This window comes from Nocardia veterana NBRC 100344, assembly GCF_000308855.1.
GTDB lineage: Bacteria > Actinomycetota > Actinomycetes > Mycobacteriales > Mycobacteriaceae > Nocardia > Nocardia veterana.
Genome location: NZ_BAGM01000099.1, coordinates 1 through 21677, shown reverse-complemented (window position 1 = coordinate 21677; position 21677 = coordinate 1). Strand labels below are relative to the sequence as shown.

General features: G+C 68.9%; 19 protein-coding genes. 9 read left to right on the top strand and 10 right to left on the bottom strand.

Going from position 1 to position 21677, the window contains the following annotated elements:
• Positions 1-120 precede the first annotated feature (120 nt).
• Positions 121-1782: an acyl-CoA synthetase gene (locus ON37_RS18865; RefSeq protein WP_040721039.1), complete on the bottom strand. Its 1662-nt coding sequence runs from the start codon at positions 1780-1782 to the stop codon at positions 121-123.
• A 171-nt stretch (positions 1783-1953) separates the two neighbouring features.
• On the opposite strand from ON37_RS18865, the gene ON37_RS18860 reads away from it, so the two are divergent.
• On the top strand, positions 1954-3141 hold the full coding sequence (locus tag ON37_RS18860) for an NAD(P)/FAD-dependent oxidoreductase (protein WP_040721017.1): 1188 nt from the start codon (positions 1954-1956) through the stop codon (positions 3139-3141).
• On the top strand, positions 3138-4034 hold the full coding sequence (gene sigJ, locus ON37_RS18855) for an RNA polymerase sigma factor SigJ (RefSeq protein ID WP_040721016.1): 897 nt from the start codon (positions 3138-3140) through the stop codon (positions 4032-4034). The genes ON37_RS18860 and sigJ overlap by 4 nt, the downstream gene beginning before the upstream one ends.
• A 17-nt stretch (positions 4035-4051) precedes the next feature.
• Here sigJ and ON37_RS18850 read toward each other — a convergent pair whose 3' ends face one another.
• Positions 4052-6169: a RecQ family ATP-dependent DNA helicase gene (locus ON37_RS18850; protein WP_245553259.1), complete on the bottom strand. Its 2118-nt coding sequence runs from the start codon at positions 6167-6169 to the stop codon at positions 4052-4054.
• A gap of 104 nt (positions 6170-6273) precedes the next feature.
• Positions 6274-7158, bottom strand: a complete 885-nt coding sequence (locus ON37_RS18845; protein ID WP_040721014.1) for an alpha/beta fold hydrolase — start codon at positions 7156-7158, stop codon at positions 6274-6276.
• 151 nt (positions 7159-7309) lie between these two features.
• Here ON37_RS18845 and ON37_RS18840 point away from each other — a divergent pair, with 151 nt between their 5' ends.
• The gene (locus ON37_RS18840) at positions 7310-7789 is read left to right on the top strand and encodes a hypothetical protein (RefSeq protein ID WP_040721013.1); all 480 of its coding nucleotides are present in this window, start codon (positions 7310-7312) and stop codon (positions 7787-7789) included.
• Positions 7790-7817: 28 nt separating this feature from the next.
• Here ON37_RS18840 and ON37_RS18835 read toward each other — a convergent pair whose 3' ends face one another.
• From ON37_RS18835 to ON37_RS18815, 5 genes are all read right to left on the bottom strand, one after another.
• Complete coding sequence (locus tag ON37_RS18835) at positions 7818-9041, bottom strand: RtcB family protein (RefSeq protein ID WP_040721012.1); 1224 nt, start codon at positions 9039-9041, stop codon at positions 7818-7820.
• A 154-nt stretch (positions 9042-9195) separates the two neighbouring features.
• Positions 9196-9537 (bottom strand): VOC family protein, encoded by a 342-nt coding sequence (locus tag ON37_RS18830; protein ID WP_051031772.1) that lies wholly within the window; start codon positions 9535-9537, stop codon positions 9196-9198.
• Complete coding sequence (gene lipP1 / locus ON37_RS18825) at positions 9534-10490, bottom strand: LipP1 family hormone-sensitive lipase (protein WP_051031771.1); 957 nt, start codon at positions 10488-10490, stop codon at positions 9534-9536. Before lipP1 ends, ON37_RS18830 begins: the two co-directional genes overlap by 4 nt.
• A gap of 85 nt (positions 10491-10575) precedes the next feature.
• On the bottom strand, positions 10576-11337 hold the full coding sequence (locus tag ON37_RS18820; RefSeq protein ID WP_040721011.1) for a glucose 1-dehydrogenase: 762 nt from the start codon (positions 11335-11337) through the stop codon (positions 10576-10578).
• 108 nt (positions 11338-11445) lie between these two features.
• Positions 11446-12573, bottom strand: coding sequence for an LLM class flavin-dependent oxidoreductase (locus ON37_RS18815; protein WP_040721010.1), 1128 nt, complete (start codon positions 12571-12573; stop codon positions 11446-11448).
• A gap of 159 nt (positions 12574-12732) precedes the next feature.
• Between ON37_RS18815 and kstD the strand changes: the two genes are divergently transcribed.
• The 3 genes from kstD to ON37_RS18800 are packed head-to-tail and all read left to right on the top strand — an operon-like array spanning position 12733 to position 16060.
• Positions 12733-14487, top strand: coding sequence for a 3-oxosteroid 1-dehydrogenase (gene kstD / locus ON37_RS18810; RefSeq protein ID WP_083893107.1), 1755 nt, complete (start codon positions 12733-12735; stop codon positions 14485-14487).
• A 2-nt stretch (positions 14488-14489) separates the two neighbouring features.
• Positions 14490-15221 carry a glucose 1-dehydrogenase gene (locus ON37_RS18805; RefSeq protein WP_040721008.1) on the top strand — a complete coding sequence of 244 codons (732 nt, stop codon included), beginning with the start codon at positions 14490-14492 and terminating at the stop codon, positions 15219-15221.
• Between the two features lie 17 nt (positions 15222-15238).
• Positions 15239-16060, top strand: a complete 822-nt coding sequence (locus tag ON37_RS18800; protein ID WP_040721007.1) for an SDR family NAD(P)-dependent oxidoreductase — start codon at positions 15239-15241, stop codon at positions 16058-16060.
• 59 nt (positions 16061-16119) lie between these two features.
• Here the strand turns inward: ON37_RS18800 and ON37_RS18795 are convergent, their stop codons facing one another.
• Positions 16120-17775: an AMP-binding protein gene (locus ON37_RS18795; protein WP_051031770.1), complete on the bottom strand. Its 1656-nt coding sequence runs from the start codon at positions 17773-17775 to the stop codon at positions 16120-16122.
• A gap of 264 nt (positions 17776-18039) precedes the next feature.
• Here ON37_RS18795 and ON37_RS33850 point away from each other — a divergent pair, with 264 nt between their 5' ends.
• Positions 18040-20169, top strand: coding sequence for a pyruvate, phosphate dikinase (locus tag ON37_RS33850; RefSeq protein ID WP_051031769.1), 2130 nt, complete (start codon positions 18040-18042; stop codon positions 20167-20169).
• 4 nt (positions 20170-20173) lie between these two features.
• Positions 20174-20944: a tyrosine-protein phosphatase gene (locus tag ON37_RS18785; RefSeq protein ID WP_157171495.1), complete on the top strand. Its 771-nt coding sequence runs from the start codon at positions 20174-20176 to the stop codon at positions 20942-20944.
• Positions 20945-20950: 6 nt separating this feature from the next.
• Here the strand turns inward: ON37_RS18785 and ON37_RS18780 are convergent, their stop codons facing one another.
• The gene (locus ON37_RS18780; protein ID WP_040721027.1) at positions 20951-21136 is read right to left on the bottom strand and encodes a hypothetical protein; all 186 of its coding nucleotides are present in this window, start codon (positions 21134-21136) and stop codon (positions 20951-20953) included.
• 124 nt (positions 21137-21260) lie between these two features.
• Here ON37_RS18780 and ON37_RS18775 point away from each other — a divergent pair.
• The coding region (locus tag ON37_RS18775) for a thioredoxin family protein (protein ID WP_051031778.1) at positions 21261-21677 on the top strand (417 nt) is incomplete at its 3' end.

Below are 21677 nucleotides of genomic sequence, written 5' to 3'. Positions count from 1 at the left end.
GCCAGGCAGGCGGGACCGCAACATCGAGATCCAGTGCGTGCTAACCCTAGCAAGCAGGGCGGTAAGGATGTGGTTCGCGTCTCTGTAACCGACGGTACCGTAAACTGGTCGATCGACCGACTATGTGACGGGGTATTCCGCCAGCGCGCGGCGCACGAGTTTGCCGGTGGCATTGCGCGGCAGCTCGTCGAGGAACACCACATCGCGCGGCACCTTGTAGCGGGCCAGGTTGGCTTTCACGTAGGCCTTGATCTCCTCGGGATCCACCGTGGCGCCGGGCTCCGGAACGATGAATGCGCGCAGGCGCTTACCGAACTCGACATCGTCGACACCGACGACCGCCGCGTCGAAAACGTCCGATCGCTCCAGTAGCAGGTTCTCGACTTCCTGCGGGAAGACGTTCTCGCCGCCGGAGACGATCATGTCGTCGTCACGGCCGTCGACGAACAACAATCCGTGCTCGTCGAAATGGCCGACGTCGCCGGAGGACATGTAGCCGTCGATGATCTGCTTGTGCCGGCCGTCGGTATATCCCTCGAACGGGGCGCCGGAACGAATGAAGATGCGGCCCTTGACATTCGTGCCGTGTACCCGCTTGTCGTTCTCGTCGAACAGCACCACCTCGCAGGTGACGGGCGCGCGGCCCGCGGTTCCGGGCGCGATCGCCAGATCCGCGGGCTGGGCGACCGTCGCCACCGCACATTCGGTCGAGCCGTACAGGTTGTAGAGAATCGGCCCGAACGCCGCGGTGGCGCGCACCGTCAGCTCCGGTGACAAGGCCGAACCGGCCAGCACGATGGATTTCAACGACGACAGGTCGTACCGCTCGCGGACGGCGGGATCGAGTTCGACCATGCGATGCAGCATCGTCGGCACCGCGACCAGCAGATCCACCCGATGTTCCGCGATGGCCGCCAGGGTGCGTTCGGCGTCGAAACGGCGCATCGTCACCGTGGTCGCTCCGAGGGCGGTCGCGATCAGCCAGGTGGCCTGTCCGGTGCTGTGGAAGATGGGCGAGACGATGAGCATCGTCCCCTGCGGGGGAAACGGGATGCGGTCGGCGATCTGAGCCGAGGAGATCGGCGACACCGCCGCGCGCGGAGCGCCTTTCGGCAATCCCGTGGTGCCGCTGGTGAGGATGACGAAGCCGCCCGGCCGATCCGGCAGCGGCAGTTCGGTCGGGGGATGTTCTCTGATCAGTTCCTCGATGGTGATTGCGCCGGTGGGCAATTCGGCGCCCTCGTCGACCCAGGTGATGACCCGCGGCAGCTCCGGGGGCAGGGCGTCGAGCAATCCGGCGAATTCGCTGTCGTGCAGGACGACCTTGACGTGTTCGCGCTCGCAGACCTGCGCGAACTGGGGCTTGGCGAAACCCGTGTTCATCAGCGCCAGTCGCGCGCCCGCCTTACCGGCGGCCGCCATCGCCAGCAGCAGCCCGCGGTGGTCGCGGGCGAGGATGCCGACGACGGTACCCGGCGCCACCCCGAGCGATCGCAGACCGCGCGCCAGCCGGGTCGAATCGTCGTCGAGTTGCCGGAAGGTCATACTGCCGCGCTCGTCGATCAGGGCCGATCGCTGCGGCCACATGCGCGCGGCGTGACGCACCATCGTCGCCTGCGGACCCAGCCGCCGGCCTTCCCTGGCGGTCCGCACGGTCTCGCCGAGATTGCGGGGATCGATGAAACCCCGCTCCCGCAACACGTTCAGCGCTCGTACCGCCTCGGTCACCTCGATCGCCCTGCGCTGCGCCCCGTGCAGAACGGTTCCGATTCCGCCACCCATACCGATCACCTCCACACCGAAGCCGAGCCCCACGCGACTCGCCGCGTGCTGGGACGCTAGCAGGCACAAGTGTGACCGGGTACACACTTCCGGCCAATCGGAAGGCCCGGATTATGGGTGCGATCGGATCGCGCCATGTCACGTTTCGGGCCTGCGCGGTGTCTGGAGGGCATGAGCGAACACAACACACGACACCGGGTGGTTGTCCTCGGTGGTGGATATGCGGGAACCGTGGCTGCCAATCGGCTGCGGATACGCGACGACGTCGACATCTCGGTGGTCAATCCTCGTGCGGAATTCGTCGATCGGGTTCGGCTGCATCAATTCGTAGCGGGCACCGCGGAGGCGACGGTCGGCTACGAGTCGTTGCTCGGCGCGGGGATCGAATTGGTGGTCGACAGCGCCACGCGCATCGACGCGGCCGCTCGGCGGGTCCAGCTGGGATCGGGTGCCGCGCTGGACTACGACTACCTCGTCTACGCGGTGGGCAGCGGGTCCGCGATTCCCGAGTCGGTGCCCGGGGCCGCGGAATTCGCCGTTCCCGTCGGCGAGTGGGAGTCCGCGCAGCGGGTGCGGTCCGAACTCGAGCGGCTCCCACGCAGCGCTCCCGTGACGGTGGTGGGTAGCGGGCCGACGGGTATCGAAACCGCTGCGGAGCTGGCCGAACAGGGGTGGGCGGTGACGCTGATCTGTGGCGGTACCACGATGCCGTCGCTGGGTGGCCCGGGCCGGCGGTACGTCGGCAAGTGGCTGGCCGAGCACGGTGTCACGGTGCTCGAGGGGGAGCGGGTCGGCGAGGTCCGGCCGGATGCCGTGCTGCTCGCCGGCGGTGCGGAGCGGGCGAGTGCCCTCACCATCTGGACCACCGGTTTCGGGGTGCCGGAACTGGCCGCCGCGAGTGGGCTGCGCACCGACGAACTCGGCCGGCTGCTCACCGACGAGACGCTGACCAGCGTGGACGACGAGCGGATCGTCGCGACCGGGGACGCCGCCGCGCCGTCGGGGCGGCCGTTGCGGATGAGCTGCCAGGGCGCCGGGCCGCTCGGGGCGCAGGCCGCCGAGACCGTGCTGAGCCGGATCGCGGGCACCGAACCGAAGCGCATCGATGTGGCGCTCACCGGGACGTGTCTGAGCCTGGGCCGCCGTGTCGGTATCCGCCAGCTCGCGCGTCGCGACGACATCCCGGTGAAGCTGTACATCGGCGGGCGGATGGGTGCCAGGATCAAGGAGATGACGTGCGATCTCGGGGTGGCGAAGATCCGGCGTGAGGCCCGCACGCCCGGGTCCCTGCGATGGGTGAAGGGCGGCCCGCGGCCCGAGCAGCCGGCTCGCACCCTCCGGGCCGGGAGTCCGGCATGACCACCGGCGACCACGCCGAGCGGTTCACCGCGTTGCGCCCGCTGCTGTTCACGATCGCCTATGAAATCCTCGGTTCCGCAACCGAATCCGACGATGTGCTGCAGGACAGCTATCTGCGCTGGGCCGAGGTCGATCTGTCGACGGTGCGCGAGACCAAGTCGTATCTGGCGCAGCTGGTGACCCGGCAGGCGCTCAACGCGTTACGCGCGCGCACTCGCCGGCGCGAGGACTATATCGGCCCGTGGTTACCGGAACCGCTGTTGCTGGACGAGACCGACGCGGCAGCCGATCTGGTGCTCGCCGAATCGGTGTCGATGGCCATGCTGGTCGTGTTGGAGACCCTGAGTCCCGACGAACGCGCGGTCTTCGTCCTGCGTGAGGTGTTCGGCTTCGATTACCGCGAAATCTCCACCGCGGTGGGCAAATCGGTGCTGAGCGTCCGGCAGATCGCGCACCGCGCCCGCTCGCATGTCCGCGCCCGGCGCAAACGTTTCGAACGTGTCGACGCGGCGGAGATCGAACGGATCACCGAGCAGTTCATGACGGCGGCGACCACCGGCGACCCGGAGGCGCTACTGGCCCTGCTCGCGCCCGATGTCACCTTCACCGCCGACAGCGGCGGTAAGGCCCTCGCCGCCCGCCGTCCGGTGGTCGGCGCTGAGCAGGTCGCGCGATATCTCGCGGATTTGTTCGGCAAGGTCGAGAGCACACCGGATCTGCGGATCGACGCGATCAACTGCAACAACACTCCGGCGCTGGCCGCCTATACCGGCGACGAACTCGCGGGCGTGTATCTGATCGAGATCGTCGACGGCGCGATCACCGACCTCTACGCGATCCGTAACCCGGACAAACTCGCCACGCTGCGGGTCCGACGGCAGATAAGCAGGTAGGCCGTCGCGGGAACGGATCAGGTCGGTGTCGCCAGGGCGAACGGTAGGACGGCCGGGGCTCCGGCCAGGCGCAGCGTGCGGGCGGCCAGGGTGAGTGTCCAGCCGGTGTCGGTCTGGGCGTCGACCAGCAGGACCGGAGTGTCGAGCCCGGTCAGGTCGGGGGGCTCCCAGGAGTCGAAGAGGGCGGCGACCCGGTGCGCGGAGTTGGCGGCGGAGACCGGTCGGCGGTCGGGCCTGGTGCGGAGGACACCGAGGTCGGTGAGTCGGCCGATGCGGGCGAGCCGGGCGGCGAGGTCGGCGGTGAGAACGGGGTGGGTCGCCGATGGCATCGCCATCACGGCACCGGGTCGTTGCGCCCAATCCCATTCGCGGAGTACTGCGATGCAGGCCTCGACGATGGGATCCGGCGCGGGTCCGTCGGGACCGTCGAGCAGTGTCCGCAACCGCTGGCCCCAGCCGAGGTCGCTGAGCCGACCCAGCACCCGGCCGACCTCGGGGCCATCGGAAATCTTGCCGGACAACGGGATTCCGAGGGTGGACAAGCCGGTGGGCCACTGTTTGCGCGGGGCGAGATCGATGCCGGGGCGATCGAGCCGCGCGCGGACGGCGGCGGTATCGGCGGAGTCCACGGCCGTGTCGAACCGACGACCGGTGCAGTTGTCACACCGCCCGCACCCTGGTGAATCCGCGGTGAGCCCCGGATCGTCGAGTTGGCGGCGCAGGAAGTTCATTCGGCATTCGGCGGTGTTCCGATACTCGAGCATCGCCTGCTGTTCGGCCCTGCGCGCCTGGTCGAGGCGGTCGTAGCGGTCGGCGTCGTAGGTCCACGGCATACCGGTCGCCAGCCAGCCGCCGCGCACTCGGCGGACCGCTCCGTCCACGTCCAGCACCTTGAGCACCATCTCCAACCGAGAGCGGCTGAGCTCGACCAGCGGCTCCAACGCCGCCGTCGACATGGGCCGCTCGTGATCCAGTGCGGCCAGGACCGACCGCACCACCGGTTCACGCGGAAAGGCCACGGACGCAAAGTAATCCCAGATCCGGCGGTCCTCGGGGCCCGGTAGCAGAATGACCTCGGCGCGGGCGGGCGCGTTCGACCGAGATGCGGCATCGGGTCGCCCCAGTCCGCGTCCGGCGCGGCCGACCTGCTGGTAGTAGGCGATGGGGGAGGAGGGCGCGCCGACGTGGACCACGAACCCGAGATCGGGCTTGTCGAAACCCATACCGAGCGCCGAGGTCGCCACCAGCGCCTTCACCTCGTTGTCCAGCAACGCCTGTTCGAGGGTTTCGCGTTCGCCGGGTTCGGTGCGGCCGGTGTAGGCGGCGACCCGATAACCGTGGTCGGCGAGGACGTCGGCCAGATCGTGGGCGGCGGCGACGGTGAGGGTGTAGATGATCCCCGAGCCGGGCAGTTCGCCGAGACGGCGGCTCAACCAGGCGGTGCGCTGCACGGCATCGTCGATCCGCACGACCGACAGATGCAGCGATTCACGGTCCAGCGTCCCCCGCAGGACCAGGGTGTCGGTGCCGATCTGGGTGGCCACATCGGTGACGACCCGGTCGTTCGCGGTAGCGGTGGTGGCCAGGACCGGAATGCCCTCGCCGAGGTCGGCGATCAGGGTGCGGATGCGACGGTAGTCGGGCCGGAAATCGTGGCCCCAATCGGAAATGCAGTGCGCCTCGTCGACCACGACCAGCCCGGCATCGGCGGCCAATTTCGGCAGCACCGAATCGCGAAAGTCGGGATTGTTCAACCGTTCCGGGCTGACCAGCAGGACATCGACCTCGCCGGCGGCCACTCGGGCGTGGATCTCGTCCCATTCGGTGACATTGCCCGAGTTGATCGTCTCCGCGATCACCCGGGCCCGCCGCGCCGCGGCGACCTGATTGCGCATCAGGGCCAGCAGCGGTGACACGATGACCGTCGGCCCACGGCCCTGCGCCCGCAGCAGGCGCGCGGCGATGAAGTAGACCGCCGATTTGCCCCAGCCGGTGCGCTGCACCACCAACGCCCGGCGTCGCTGGACGACCAGTGCCTCGATCGCGGTCCACTGGTCCTCGCGCAGCCGGGCGTCGGGCCCGGCCAGCTCGCGCAGCAGGTTCTCGGCGGATTCGCGCAGCTCGGTGGTGGTCATGCGGTCCATCGTGCCGGACCCCTCCGACACCCGGCCACCGTAGCCGCGCAGCCGCACCCCGTTCGCCGGAACTCGTGAATCGCGTGGTCCGACGCCGGCCGGGCCTACCCGGTCTCGGCGGCCAATGCCAGCAGTCGGTCGCGCACCAGATCCGGACGCTCCTCGGGAATGAAATGACCACAACCGGCCACGTATTCGACGGTGTAGTCGTCGGCCCGGGCCGTCTCCGCCGCGGCGAGCGAAGGGTGGATGGCTACATCGCCGGTCCCGAACAGGGCCCGGATCGGGATCGTGGCACGGCGACGTTCCGGATGGCGGGCCGCGGGCAGTTCGCGCAACCAGAACGTGCGGTAGGTGTCGGTGGCGGCGCGGGCGGACGCCGGATCGCGGAATCGGTCGCCGTAGACGCGGGCGATCTCCGGGGTGAAGGTGCGGCTCCCGGGACCCAACCGCAGCAGCCGCTCGACGAACGGCGTATGCCGCTGCAACGGGACCCCGAACGTCGCCACCAGCGGCTGATACATCAGAAAACGCCACGCGTGCGGCGCCAACGTGCGGGCGCTGATCCAGGGATGGGCGATATTGAGCGGCAGATAGCCTTCGAACCGTTCCGGCTCGCGCAACACCATCAGGAATCCGACGAAGCCACCCCAGTCGTGCCCGGCCAGCAGCACCCGTGGCAGCTCCAGCCGGTCCAGCAGCGCCAGCAGATCGGAGGCGACGTCCTCCTTCGCCCAGCGATGCGGCGGCGGCCCGGACCAGCCGTAACCCGGCAGATCCGGAGCGATGAGTCGCAACCCGGCCGGCGGATCGGCGAGCAGATGTCGATAGGCGTAGTGATGCTGCGGCCAGCCGTGCAGCAGAAGCACCGGACGACCGTCGGGCACACCCGCCTCGGTGACATGGAATCGCACGCCGCGCGCCTCGATGAAACTGCGGCGCACTCCGGGAATTTCGGGCGGTTGGGCAGATCCGGGTGTCGAGGGCATGGTCGATGCTAACCAGCGGCGATACCGCAACGCCACGCCACGAACGTTTTCCGGCCGGTGTCGGGCACTTTCGCTCACGAGGCAGGACAATGGGTGCGATCGGGACCACGTGGTCGACTGGCATGCGCGGGAATGCAGGAGGAGCGGGGCGATGGCGAAGAAGTTCGAATCACCTGCGGGGTGGGCGCCGCCGGGGGCGCAGTTCCAGAGCCGCGGTGTCACCAGCCGGACCCTGTCCGGCGTGCTGTTCGGACTGATCGTGACGCCGATCGGAATCGCGTTCGCCGCCAAGGGCGGAGCCGATATCCGCTACTGGGTCATCGTCGGCGCCGTCACCGACCGGTGGACCGCGGCGCTGGAGATATTCGGCGGTTCGCTGTTGCTGCTCCTGGTTGCCGCGATGGCCGCGTTCTCGCCGATCGGCACGATCGTCGCCAGTCTGGTGTGGGGGATCGTCCCCGGTGTCGCGCATCTGCTGTACCCGGACGACACCTTCCGCCTGATCGGCGATCTGCCGTTCACCGACGCGACGATGCAGGTGGCCCTGCATTCGTGGGTGACCTACGGGTTCGCGCTCATCTCCGGGATGATGCTGCTCGGCGCGGGATTCGTCGGCGTACTGCGTAAGTGACGCCTCGCCTGCCGAACCCCGCCCCGGCTCAGCCCTTCACGCACAGCACCTGGCGCAGTGTCGCCACCACATCGACCAGATCGCGCTGGGCGGCGATCACCGCGTCGATGTCCTTGTAGGCGGCGGGGATCTCGTCGATCACCCCGGCGTCCTTGCGGGACTCGACACCGTCGGTCTGCGCGATCAGATCGGCGACGGTGAACTGCCGCTTGGCGGCGTTGCGGCTCATCCGGCGGCCCGCCCCGTGCGATGCCGACTGGAACGAGGCCGGATTTCCCTTGCCGCGCACGACATACGACCGCGTGCCCATCGATCCGGGGATCAGGGCGAGATCACCGTCGCCGGCTCGCACCGCGCCCTTGCGGGTCACCAGCATCGGCATGCCGTCGATGATCTCCTCCGCCACGTAGTTGTGGTGACACGAGATCGGATCGTCGAAATGCACCGGCCGGTCGGCGAATTCGGCTCGCACCGCCGCGCAGACCAGGGTGAGCATCACCGCGCGGTTGCGGGCGGCGTATTCCTGCGCCCACTCCAGATCGCGCCGGTAGGCGTCCATTTCCGGGGTACCGGAGAGGAATACCGCCAGATCGCGATCGGGCAGGTCCCGATTCTGCGGCAGGGTGCGCGCCACCGCGATATGCCGCTCGGCCAATTCCTTGCCGATGTTGCGGCTTCCCGAATGCAACAGGATCCACACGTGCTGCTCGGTGTCGAGGCAGACCTCGATGAAATGGTTACCACCGCCGAGGGTGCCCATCTGCTTGTGCGCCTTGGACTCTCGCTTCTGCACGGCCGGATCGAGGTCGGCGAACCGGCTCCAGAACCGGGTCCAGCCCGACCGCAGCGTGGTGCTCGCCGCTCGCCGCCCCGGCAGGTCGGCCTGCAATCGGGTGATATTCACCGGCTCGTCGTGGGCAGCGAATCCGACCGGTACCGCCGCCTCGATCCGGGACCGCAGCGAATGCAGATCGTCGGGCAGATCGGACGCGGTCAGCGAGGTCTTGACCGCTTCCATACCGCAGCCGATATCCACCCCGACCGCCGCCGGTGCGACCGCGTCCCTCATGGCGATGACGGACCCGACCGTGGCCCCCTTGCCGAGGTGCACGTCGGGCATGACCCGGACGCCGTAGACCCATTCCAGTTGCGCGATGGTGCGCAGCTGCTGCAGCGCGGCCGGCTCGACCTCGTGCTCGTGGGCCCACATGAGCGTCTGCGCCCTGGTGCCGCGCAGCTCGACGGGAAACATGATCTCGATCCTTTCGTGAACAACTCTCCCTGTTCACGGTAGGGATCACGGGCCGTCCGCGCACTCGAATAAACGGTCCGGGCGCCACTCCGCGGCCCGGCCGGTAGGTCGTCGGGCCGGTCTCGGTGGGAGGCGGGCGGCGCGCGGTCCGGGATCAGCTCAGCGGCTCGTAAACCGCTATGTGCCAAGCAGTTTCGCCGGGCAGCCGGATGGTGATGCGGCGTTCGTGGGGTCCGGTGTGCGGGTCGGCGATCTCGTGGCCCCGGGACCGCAGCGTCCGCAGGGTGTCGTCGAGGTCGTCGACCTTGATCGTCAGGAACGGAGTGTCCGCGTCGCGATCGGTGCCGGCCAGCATGATGCGGGTACCGCCGATATCGAACCGGGCCCAGCGGTCACCGTCGGCCACGGTCGGTTCGCCCACCAGCGCGGCGAGCAGGTCCACCGCGGCGGTGAGATTGTCCACCGGATACGCGGCGCCGACGTGGTGGACGGTCACGATCTGCTCGCTTCGTCGCGGGCGAACCCGCGGCGCAGCGCCGCGAACGCCCGGCCGGTCGCGACAGCGGTGTCGGGCAGCGCGTCGCCCATGGTCATGAATCCGTGGAACATGCCGTCGTAGCGGTGCACCTCGACCGGAACGCCCGCTCCGGCCAAGTGGGCCCCGTATGCCTCGCCCTCGTCGCGCAGCGGGTCGTATTCCGCGGTCGCGATATGGGCGGGTGGCAGCCCGGTGGGGTCGGCCAACAGTGGGGCGGCATACGGATCGCGACCGTCGCCATCACCCAGATACTGCTCCCAATACCAGCGTAGATGGTCGTCGGTGACGAAGTAGCCCTGCGCATTCTCGCGATAGGAGGCGCCGGCCCGGGTCGGATCGAGCATCGGGTACATCAGCAGCTGCGATGTCACCGCCGGGCCGCCCCGGTCGCGGGCCATCAGCGCCGCGACCGCCGCCAGATTGCCGCCGGCGCTGTCGCCGGCCACCGCGATCCGGGCCGGGTCGCCGTCGTACCGATCGGCGGTTTCGGCGAGCCGGCACAGGACCGTGTACGCGTCCTCGGCCGCGGCCGGGAACCGATGCTCCGGCGCCTGGCGATAGTCGACCGAAACCACCAGGGCCCCGGTTTCGTTCGCCATGGACCGGCAGAACTGATCGTGGCTGTCCAGACTGCAGATCACGAAACCGCCGCCGTGACAGAACATCACGACCGGAAGCGGATCGGTGCCACCGGCCACCGGGGTGTAGATCCGTACCGGGATGCCCGCCCCGTCCGCCCCGGCCAACACCGAATTACGCACGGCGGCAACCGGAATCGGCGTGACAGGGGCGGCGGGCCGCGCGGCGAGCTGCCGGCGTGCCTCCGCGGCGTCGAGCACTTCCGTCCCCAACTTCGGGAACGCGGCCGTGGCCGCGTCGATCACCGCCCGAGTATGTGGCGTCATCACCATGCGGCACCGTCCGCAGGTCGGGCGCCCGGTGATGTGCGGGGCACCCGCACCCGGTCGGCGCGGCGAGCCGCTGCGCGATTGTCGCTCACGGCTCCTCCGACGCTTCCGGGGGCATGAACTTTCCGGCCGCGAGGCCGCCGTCGATGGTGACTTCCGCACCGGTGACATAGGCGGACGCGTCCGAAGCGAGGAAGGCGACCAGTTCGGCGACCTCCTCCGGGACTCCCGTGCGTTGCAGCGGCAGTGTCGGGAAGCTGCCCGGGCCGGTGGTCAGGTACGGGACCATCGGCGTCGCGATCGGACCGGGATGCACGGAGTTGACGCGAATTCCCCGGGGGCCCAGTTCGAGTGCCGCGGTCTTGGTCAGACCGCGCAGCCCCCACTTGGAGCTGCCGTAGGCGGAGTGACCCATCAGTCCCTCGAGCCCGGCCTGCGACGAGATGTTCACGATCGAACCGCCCGCCGCGGACATCGGTCCGACCACGGCCCGAATGCCGCGGAACGCGCCCACCAGATTGACCTGCAGAATTCGTTCCAGCTCTTCCGGGGTGGTCTCGACCAGCGGCTTCGCCGTGTAGATCGCGGCATTGTTCACCAGCACGTCCAGCGTGCCGAATTCCGACACGGCCACCGCGACGGCGGCGTTCCAGTCGTCGGCCGAGGTGACGTCGTGGCGCACGAAGCGTGCCGCCGCACCGAGGTCGTCGGCCAGTTGTTTGCCCTCCGCCTCCAGGACATCGGTGAGGACCACGCGCGCGCCGCGTTCGACGAACAGGCGGGCCTCCGCCGCACCCTGCCCGCGAGCGGCACCGGTGATCAGTGCGACCTTGTCGGTGAGATCAACCATTCGACTTCTCCGTCCTAGGAATGTGCCGAGATCGTGCGCCGCGTCGGCACTCTCGGCCCCGCCGCAGTCTCGGTGAGCGAGATCGGCAGGTGGGTTCGGTGGGGTGGCCTACTGATTCCGGAAGTGCGGGATGACCTTCTCGCCCCAGTGCCGAATCGTCTCGAGGCAGGCCTCCTGCGGCACGGTGCCCATCTGGATGAGGCACAGGATCTCGTCGGCGCCGGCGTCGCGCAGTCTCTCCACATAGGCGATGGCGTCCTCGGGGCTGCCGTACGCGTGGTCGGCATTGAACACCGAGGTCGCGCCCGCCTTCACCGGGATCTTGGCTTCGTGCAGGTAGGCGACGTGCTCGCCGGCGGCCTCCTTGATCCGGGCCATCTCGTCGACGGTCGGGTCCACCGCCTCGTCCGGTACCGGACCGGCGCCGTAGTAGTGCTTGATCGACTGCGCGAAGAACCGTTGCCCGCGCGCGCCGATCTGCTGTGCCTTCTCCCGGTCGTCGAGCACGATGGTCGGGCACAGGGCCGCGAAGTGATCGTTGGTCACGGTCGAGACGAAGCGCTCACCGGTGCGGGCCGCGATCGCCTCGTCGTAGGTGCGGCGCAGTTCCGCGATCTCCTCGACGCCGGCGAAACCCAGTACCAGAGCGCCGATTCCGTATTCGGCGGCGAGTTTGAGGGTGTCCTTCTTGGTGCAGGCCATGAACAGCGGTGGGTGGGGGCGCTGCACCGGGCGCGGCAGCAGCGCGTGCGGATCGATGTCGAGCAGTTCGCCGTGGTACTCGAATTCGCCTTCGGGGTCCTGCCAGGCCCTGCCGATCATCCGCAGCGATTCCTCGACCTCGGCATAGGTGCGGGCCGGGTCCACGCCGCACATCGAGGTCTCCACCGGGGTCGCCCCGCGGCCGGCGCCCAGATTCAGCCGGCCGCCCGAGAGCACGTCCAGCATGGCCGCCCGCTCCGCCGCACGGACCGGATGATTGAAGTTGAACGGCATACACACCACACCGTGGCCGATGCGGATCCGCTGCGTCTTGGCCGCGACCCAGGTCAGGAAGATCTCCGGCGCGCTCATGTGCGCGTACCACTTCAGGCCGTGGTGTTCGACCGCCCAGACGGTGTCGAACCCCATCTCGTCGGCCAGTACGGCCTGCTCGACACAATCACGCAGCACCTGCGCCTCGTGTTCGGCGGTGGGGTCGGTCATCTGGGCCTCGAAGATCATCGAGAACTTCATCGGGGGTCACGCTCCCTGCTGTCTGCGACGTATGCCTAGTCGAAATAGTCCGTCCCGGACCCGCACTGGTCAGCCCGAAGTCCCGCTGGCCGGGACCGTGCCGTGTCGCCGGAGACGAGCGGTCATAGCGTCGATCGCAACGACGGGGAAGAAGGACGGATGACACAGGAATTCGAATTCGACGTGGTGGTGGTCGGCTCCGGCGCCGCGGGGATGACCGCGGCGCTGACCGCCGCCTACCGCGGGCTGTCGGTCACGCTGATCGAGAAGAGCCGCAGCTTCGGCGGATCCACCGCCCGCTCCGGCGGCGGTATCTGGATCCCGAACAACCCGGTGCTGCAGGCCGCGGGCGTGCCCGACAGCCCCGAGCTTGCCCGCACCTACCTGAAAGCTGTTGTTGGCGACCGGGTTCCGGAAGCCAAACAGCGCGCCTTTCTGGACCACGGCCCCGAGATGATGCGCTACATCGGGGCGCGCAGCAAGTACTGGCAGTTCGTCTACGACCGCGGCTACTCCGACTACCACCCGGAATTCCCGGGCGGGCTGGCGCAGGGGCGCAGTATCGAACCCGCACCCATCGACGGCCGGCTGCTCGGCGGCGATCTGCACAAGATCAACCAGCCGACCATGTCGGGCCCGAAGGGAATCGCCTTCACGGTCAGCGATTTCCACGATCTGAACATGATCGCCCGGACCTGGGCCGGTAAGCGCACCGCGATGAAGGTCGGCGCTCAGGCCGTGGCGAACAAGCTGCGCGGCCGCCTGCCGCTGAGCCTCGGTAAGGCGCTCGCCGCCCGGCTGTGGCTGTCGCTGCGCGACGCCGGGGTGCCGGTGTGGCTGAACACCCCGCTCACCGAATTGGTCACCGAGGCGGGCGCGGTGGTGGGCGTGCGCGCCGAGCACCAGGGCGCGCCGGTGCTGATCCGGGCCCGTCGCGGCGTCGTGCTGGCGGCCGGCGGTTTCGAACACAACCTGGAAATGCGCAAGCAGTACATCTCCGGCCCGCAGTCCACCGAGTGGACCGTCGGCGCCACCGAGAACGTCGGTGAGGGCATCGTGGCGGGCCAGAAGGTCGGCGGCGCGGTCGATCTGATGGACGACGCGTGGTGGGGTCCGTCGGTGCGCAACCCCGACGGGCCGCCGTTCTTCTGCCTGGCCGAACGCTCGCAACCCGGCGGCCTCATGGTCAACCACGCCGGCGAACGCTTCGTCAACGAATCCGCCCCGTACGTGAATGTCGTGCACGCCATGTACGAGCAGGAGGCGAGCGGGGTGCGCCATATTCCGGCGTATTTCATCATGGACCAGACCTTCCGCGACCGATACCTGTTCCTCGGCAACTTCCCGAAGCGGCCCATTCCGCAGAAATATCTCGACGCCGGCATCATCACCCAGGCCGACACCCTCGACGAGTTGGCGAACAAGATCGGCGTACCCGCGGCCACGTTGACGGCCACGGTGCAACGATTCAACGGTTTCGCCCGCAGCGGCCGCGACCAGGATTTCGGGCGCGGCGACTCGGCCTACGACCGCTACTACGGCGATCCGACCGTGCAGCCGAATCCGTGTCTGGCTCCGCTGGAGAAGGGCCCGTTCTACGCCGTCGAAATGGTCCCCGGCGATCTGGGCACCAAGGGCGGTCTGACCACCGACGAATACGCCCGGGTACTCGACGACCAGGGCACGCCGATCGCGGGACTGTATGCGGCGGGCAACAATTCGGCCTCGGTGATGGGTAACGACTACGCGGGCGCCGGCGCGACGATCGGCCCGGCCATGGTGTTCGGCTTCATCGCCGCGAACCATCTCGCGGATCGGCGCGAACCGGTCGCGGCGGCCGACTCGGTCTCGGGTTCGGGATCGAAGCTGACCACGAAGGCGCGCAACGGATCCGGCGACGAAGGGCAGGCGTGAACATGGGCAGGGTGAGCGGTAAGAACGTCATCGTCACCGGTGGTGCGCGCGGGATGGGCGCGGCCTTCGCGACCCGGCTGGTCGCCGAGGGCGCCTCGGTCGTCATCACCGATGTGCTCGGCGACGAGGGCGAGCAGACCGCCGCGCGGCTGGGATCCGCCGCACGGTTCTGCCGCCACGACGTGACCGACGAAGCGGCGTGGAACGAGGTGGTCGAGCAGGCGGAAGCGGCCTTCGGGCCGGTATCCGGGCTGGTCAACAATGCCGGAATCGTGCACGTGGATCCGATCGAAAAACTGGCCGAGGCCGATTTCCGCAAGGTGATCGACGTCAACCAGGTGGGTGTTTTCCTCGGCATGAAGTCGGTGGTCGCCTCGATGCGGCGCGCCGGGACCGGCTCGATCGTGAACATCTCCTCCGTCGGCGGCATCATCGGCTTCTCGAACATCCTCGGATACACCGCCTCCAAGTGGGCGGTGCGCGGCATGACCAAAACCGCCGCACAGGAATTCGGGCCGATGGGCATCCGGGTCAATTCGGTCCATCCCGGTGTGGTGATGACCGAGATGACCGCCGAATCGGAACGGTCGAATTCGATGTTCCACGATCAGCCGCTGGCGCGACCCGGCACCCCCGAGGAATTGGCCGATCTGGTGCTGTTCCTCATCTCCGACGAATCCGGTTACAGCACCGGTTCGGAATTCGTCGCCGACGGCGGATTCACCTCCCACTGAGACGAAAGACATTCGCCGTGAAGAATTTCGCAGGTAAGACCGCCGTCATCACCGGCGCCGGCGCCGGAATCGGCCGGGCCCTGGCTCTGGAGCTGGCCGGCCAGGGCGCTCGGTTGGCCTTGTCCGGGCGCAATATCGACAATGTTTCCGAAACCGCGGCGCTCTGCGAGAAACGCGGTGCGCAGGCCCGCGCCTACCGGTTGGACGTGACCGATCGCGAGGCGGTGTACGCCCATGCCGACCAGGTCGTCGGCGATTTCGGTGGCGTGAACATCGTCGTCAACAACGCCGGGGTGTCGTTGACCGCCAGCACCGAAGAGGTCAGCTGGGACGATTTCGAATGGATCGTGAACATCAATTTCTGGGGCGTCGCGTACGGGACGAAGGCATTTCTGCCGCATGTGATCGCCTCCGGTGACGGTGCGATCGTCAACGTGTCGAGCATGTTCGGCCTCGCGGCGTGCCCCACCCAGGGCGCCTACAACGCCACGAAGTTCGCCATCCGCGGTTTCACCGATGCGCTGCGGCAGGAGATGAAGATCGCCGGCCACAACGTCGCGGTGAGCTGTGTCCACCCGGGCATGATCCAGACCGAGATCGCGTGGAAGGCCCGCGCGGGCGCCACCCGCGATCGCGATGCGCTGGCCGCCAACTTCGATCGGCTCGCCAAGACGAGCCCGGAGCAGGCGGCCAAGGCGATCGTCACCGGCATCCGCAAGGACAAGGCGAAGGTGCTCATCGGTTCCGATGCTCGCATGATCGATCTACTGCCCCGGATCTTCGGCTCCGGTTATCAGAAGATCCTCACCGCGCAGATGCGCAACGAGGTCAGCAAGTAGACCGAGCGCCGGACCCGGCTCACGTGGCCCGGGTCCGGCGGCGGTTCCCGGCGAACAGGTCACTCGCCCGGGACGTGCCGCCTGCTCAGGTGCGGTGCCGAACCACCTCGGCCCGTCCGCAATTCGCTCTTACGAAGTTTGCCGCTCGCATCCCGCGGCAGTGCTGTCACGGGTCGGACGACCCGCGGAACCTGGTATCCGGCGAGATGCTCGCGGCACCAGTCGAGCAGTGCCCGCGGATCGAACGACTCCGAGTCGATCGGAACCACGAAGGCGGCGCCCACCTCGCCGAGACGTTGGTCCGGCACCCCGACCACCGCGACGTCGGCGACGCCCGGACCACGGCGCAGGATCTCTTCCACCTCGGCCGGATAGACGTTGAATCCGCCGACGATGAACATGTCCCGGAGTCGGTCGGTGATCCGCAGCCGGCCGGCGCGGTCGAGGACGCCGATATCGCCGGTGTGCAGCCAGCCGTCGGTGTCCACGGCGGCCGCCGTGGCGGCGGGATCGTCCAGGTAGCCGGCCATCACATTCGGCCCCCGCACCAGGATCTCGCCGGCCACCTCGGCCGCGACGGGCTGGCCCGCGGCGTCGACGATGCGAATTTCACTGCCGCGCAGCGGCTTACCCACCGTGGTCGCGAGCTGTTCGGTCGTGGCGTGCGGTGGGCAGATCGCGACGACGCCCACGGATTCGGTGAGTCCGTAGCCGGTGAAGACGCCGGCGATCCCCAGCTCGGTGCGGATCCGGCTCACCAGCTCCGGTGCGATCGCGGTCCCGCCGGTTCCGGCCAGGCGCACGGTGGGCAGCCGGCGGCCGGTGGCCAGCAGGTCGGTGAAAATCGTGGGGGGACCGGCCAATACGGTAATCGACTGCTCGTCCACGAGAGTCGCGACCCGGTTCGCGTCGAAGTGGTCGACGGGCACCATGGTCGCGCCGCGAAGCAGACAGGCGACGATGCCGGCTCGATATCCGAAGGTATGCGAGAACGGGTTCACCAGCAGATACCGGTCGCCGTGCCGAATCGTCACCGCCTCGGCCCAGCGCTCCATCACGGTGAGCGTCTGCCGGTGGGTGGTGAGCACACCCTTGGGTGTGCCCGTGGTTCCGGATGTGAACAGAATATCGGCCACCGCGTCGGGAGATATTGCGGCCGTGCGGGATTCGGCCGCGGCTGGCGAGACCCGTCGGCCGTCGGCCAGGAATGCCGACCAGGCGAGCGTCCTCGGCGTGCCCGTGCCGGCGGGGACCGGCTCGGCGTCGAGGGCGTCGGGTGCGACTGTGCTCCGCACGACCGTGAGCCGCAGATCCGGCAGTTCGGCACAGCCGGCGAGCAGCTCGGGATAGTCGATGCCCAGAAATCCCCGCACGGTGAACAGGGCTCGGCAGCGCGTGCGTCGCAGGATCGCCGCCGCCGCGGCGCCCCGCAGCCGGGTCCCGATCGGAACCAGCGTGGCGCCCGCCCCGAGCAAACCGAGTGCGGTCACGATCCAGTGGGCGGTGTTCGGCGCCCAGAGCGCCACCCGATCGCCGGCTCGGATTCCGGCGGCCATCGCCGCGCGCGTCACTCGCACCGACTCCGCGTGCAGCGTCGCGTACGGATACCGGATCTCGCCGTCGACGACCGCGGTGGCCGGTCCGTACCGGCGAGCGCGGTCGGCGACCAGCGCCGGGATGGTCGCGGGCTCCGCCGTTGTCTGTCTGCACGCCATCGTCGTCCGGGCTACACACTTTCCGAGCACTGACCGTCGACCGCTCGTCCGAACGATCCGGCACCCATGGTGCCGCAGCCGCGTGGCCGCCGGGGGCGCCGCACACCGGCAGTCCCGGTCAGTGGTCGCGGTATCGGCTCGACGGTCGCGGCATCCGCTGAGCGGGACCTTCGCTACTGGCCGGGAGCCACCGGACGGCACTCTCGACATATGACCGGGGCGGCAGGGGGTTCGATGCCTCGTTGGATGGACCGAAGGAGTGACATGACCGCGGGTGCGGAGCTGGCCCAACGATCCGAAACCGTCGTCGGACTGGACGGCAACTGCCCGTTGTCGCGGGACCGGATCGGCGGTAAGGCCTGGAGTATCAACCACATGCGCGGGCTCGGACTGCCGGTACCCCCGGCCTTCGTGCTGACCACCGACGCATGGCGGGATTTCACCGAGCGCGGCGCGATCGCCGACGACATCTGGCGGGCGGTCTGTGACGGCATCGCCATGCTCGAACACGGCACCGGGCGCACCTTCGGTTCCACCCGTACCCCACTGCTGGTGTCGGTTCGGTCGGGCGCGGCGGTGAGCATGCCGGGGATGATGGACACGGTTTTGAACCTGGGCATCAACGACGGCGTCGAACAGGCGCTGGCGCAGGCCACCGGCAATCCCGCCTATGCCGCCGACACCCACCGCCGGTTCCGCGCTCAGTTCCGCGAGACGGTCCTGCAGAGCCCGGACGGCGCGGTCCCCGCCGACCCGTGGGAGCAACTGCGCGCGGCGATCACCGCGGTGTTTCGTTCCTGGGATTCGGTGCGCGCCAAGGCCTATCGACGCAACCGGGGCGTCTCCGACGAGCTCGGCACCGCCGTGACGGTGCAGGCGATGGTGTTCGGCAACCTGGACGACGCCTCGGGTACCGGCGTGCTGTTCAGCCGTAACCCGAACACCGGCGACGGGCCCGCCTACGGCGAATGGCTGATCGGCGGCCAGGGCGAGGATGTGGTGTCGGGACGCACGACCCCGCGTCCGCTGAGCGATCTCGCCGCGACCCAACCCGAGGTGCACGACCGGTTGCTCGCCGCGGCGGCACTGCTCGAGCGGGACGGCCGCGATATCCAGGACATCGAATTCACCGTCGAATCCGGCACCCTGTGGATGCTGCAGTCGCGCCCGGCGAAGCGTTCGGCGCGCGCCGCCGTGCGGGCCGCGGTCGCGATGGCGGACGAGGGGTTGATCACGACAACCGAGGCACTGGAGCGGGTCGCGGCGGAACAGGTCCGCGCCGTACTTCAGCCCTCGACCACCGCCCACACCACCGGCGAAGCGTTGGCTCGCGGCGAATCCGCCTGTCCGGGGCTGGCTTTCGGGGTGGTGGTGACCGATCCCGACGAGGCCGAAGCGCGGGCGGCCGCCGGCGACGCGGTGGTGCTGGTGCGGCCGACCACCAGCCCCGACGATCTGCCGGGCATGATCGCCGCCCGAGCCGTGGTCACCGAATTGGGCGGGGCCACCTCCCATGCCGCACTGGTGAGCCGTGAACTGGGCCGGCCCTGTGTGGTGGGCTGCGGCCCGGGCGTGGTGACCGCGTTGGCCGGTCGCAGCGTGACCGTGGACGGTGGCGCCGGTGTGGTGTGGGACGGTGAGGTGGCCGGTGGCGACCTGGACCCCGGCACGCTCGACGACGTGCGGAAGCTGGCCGATTGGGCCGGCGTGGAACCGGAGCGGTTGGCGGAGGCGCTAGCCGCCCGATCGGAGGATGTGGTGGTCCGAGCGGTGACCCGTGCGGTCGGGGACCTCGAGTTGCTGCGCGTGATCGGGGTGAAGGGCCGGGTTCGCGCGGACGTCGTCGCCGCCGGCCTCGGTGGCGATCCGGCCGAGGTGAGTGCCCGTTGCGCGGATCTGGTGTCGGAGGGGCTGTGCGCCGACACTCCCGCCGGCGTGCGGCTGACCCCGGCCGGTCGAGACCGCTTGGCGCAGTTGCTGATCGCCGAACGCGCCGAGGTCGACAGCGCGGCGGTCGCGGCCGCGTACGAGGAATTCTGTGTGGTCAACGCCGAGCTGAAGGACATCGTGACCGCCTGGCAGATGAAGGACCCCGGCACGCCCAACGATCACGGCGACGCCGACTACGACGGCCGGGTATTGGAGCGGCTCACCGATCTGCACCGACGGGTGCGCCCGCTGGTGGAGCGGTTCGGCACGCTCGCACCACGGTTGAGCCGGTATCGGGACCGGCTCGATCTGGCGATCGAACGGATCGAGGGCGGCGATCACGCCTGGGTGGCGCGCCCGATCATGGACAGCTATCACACGGTGTGGTTCGAACTGCACGAAGACCTGATCGGGCTGTGCGGTCTCAGCCGTGCCGAGGAAGCGGCGGCCGGTCGTGCCGAGTAATCCGATGACGGCCGCGGGTCTCGACGCGGCCCGGCGGTGGGTCGAATTCGACGAGATCGACAACGTGCGGGATCTGGGCGGTCTGCCGGTCACCGGCGGTGGTACGACGCGGTTCGGCGTCGCTCTGCGTTCGAGCACACTGCAGCAGGCCACCGCCGCGGATGTGGCCCTGCTGCTGGGGTCGGTCGGGATGCGGACGCTGATCGATCTGCGTCTGCCCGACGAGGTGCAGCGCGAGGGGTACGGGCTCCTCGCCACCACGGCGGTGGACAAGGTCAATCTCCCCGTTCGCAAATCACCGCAGTCCTCGTTGGCGGCACGAGATCTGGTGCCCGACAAGACCAGGGTCGACCTGGCGGAACTGTACGGCCAACTGCTGGTGGGAAGCCCCGAGGAGATCGTGGCCGCGGTCGGCTTGGTCGCCGACCCCGATCGGCAGACCGTGGTATTCCACTGCGCGGCGGGCAAGGACCGTACCGGCGTCCTGGCGGCGGTGCTGCTGGACGCGGTGGGGGTGGCGCCGGAGGTGATCGCGGCCGATTACGCGTTGACCACCGAGCGGATGGTCCGGGTGCGCAATCGGCTCGACGCCCTGGGCTCGTATACGGGCCTGCCGCCGGCCGAGACCGGAATTCTGGGTGTGGACGCCGGGATCATGCTGCGGTTCCTGGCGGAGTTGCACGACAACCACGGCGGTGCGGCCCGCTGGCTACTCGACCACGGGCTGACGCCGGCGCAGCTGGCGGCGTTGCGAACCGCGCTGGTCACCGGCTAGCGGACGTCAGCGCGAATAGTCGCGGAAGGTCATCACGAACGCGGGTGCGGCGATCGCGACCAGCAGAATGTAGGCCAACACCTGCAAGGCGACATTCGGTAGCTCACGTACCCACAATCCGAGGAGAAGGACACCCAGCAGCAGCACCACCCCGTAGAGCGGTGTTCGTTGTGGGTGGTCGCCCATACCCATGACTCCACAGTACTCAGCCGGGACGATCTCCGACAGCGTTTGCCCCGGTCGGCCCACTCGCACCCTGCCGTGACCGGCGATCCGTGGAAGAATTCGCGGAGACGGCCGACGCAGGAGGGACCGCATGCCGACCCAACCGTTGACCCAGCACAGTTTCGATCGGGTCGTGTCGACCCACGCGATCGTGCTCGTCGACTTCTGGGCATCCTGGTGCGGCTGGTGCACCCGGTTCGCACCCATCTACGCCGACAGCGCCGCGCAGCATCCGGAGATCGTGCACGCGACCGTCGACACCGAGGCCGAACCGGCGCTCACCGCCACCGCCGGGATCAGCAGCCTGCCCACCCTGCTCGCCTTCCGCGAGGGCCTGCTGGTCTACTCCAACCCCGGTTTCCAGACCGCCGCCGAACTGGAAGACGTGATTCGACGCGTCCGCTGGCTGGATATGGACGAATTCCGCCGGGAACGGGGAGTTCCGGCCGGGACCGGCGCCCCCGCCCCGGCGCGGGCCGGACTCGCGTCCGGCCCGCCCGAATACGGT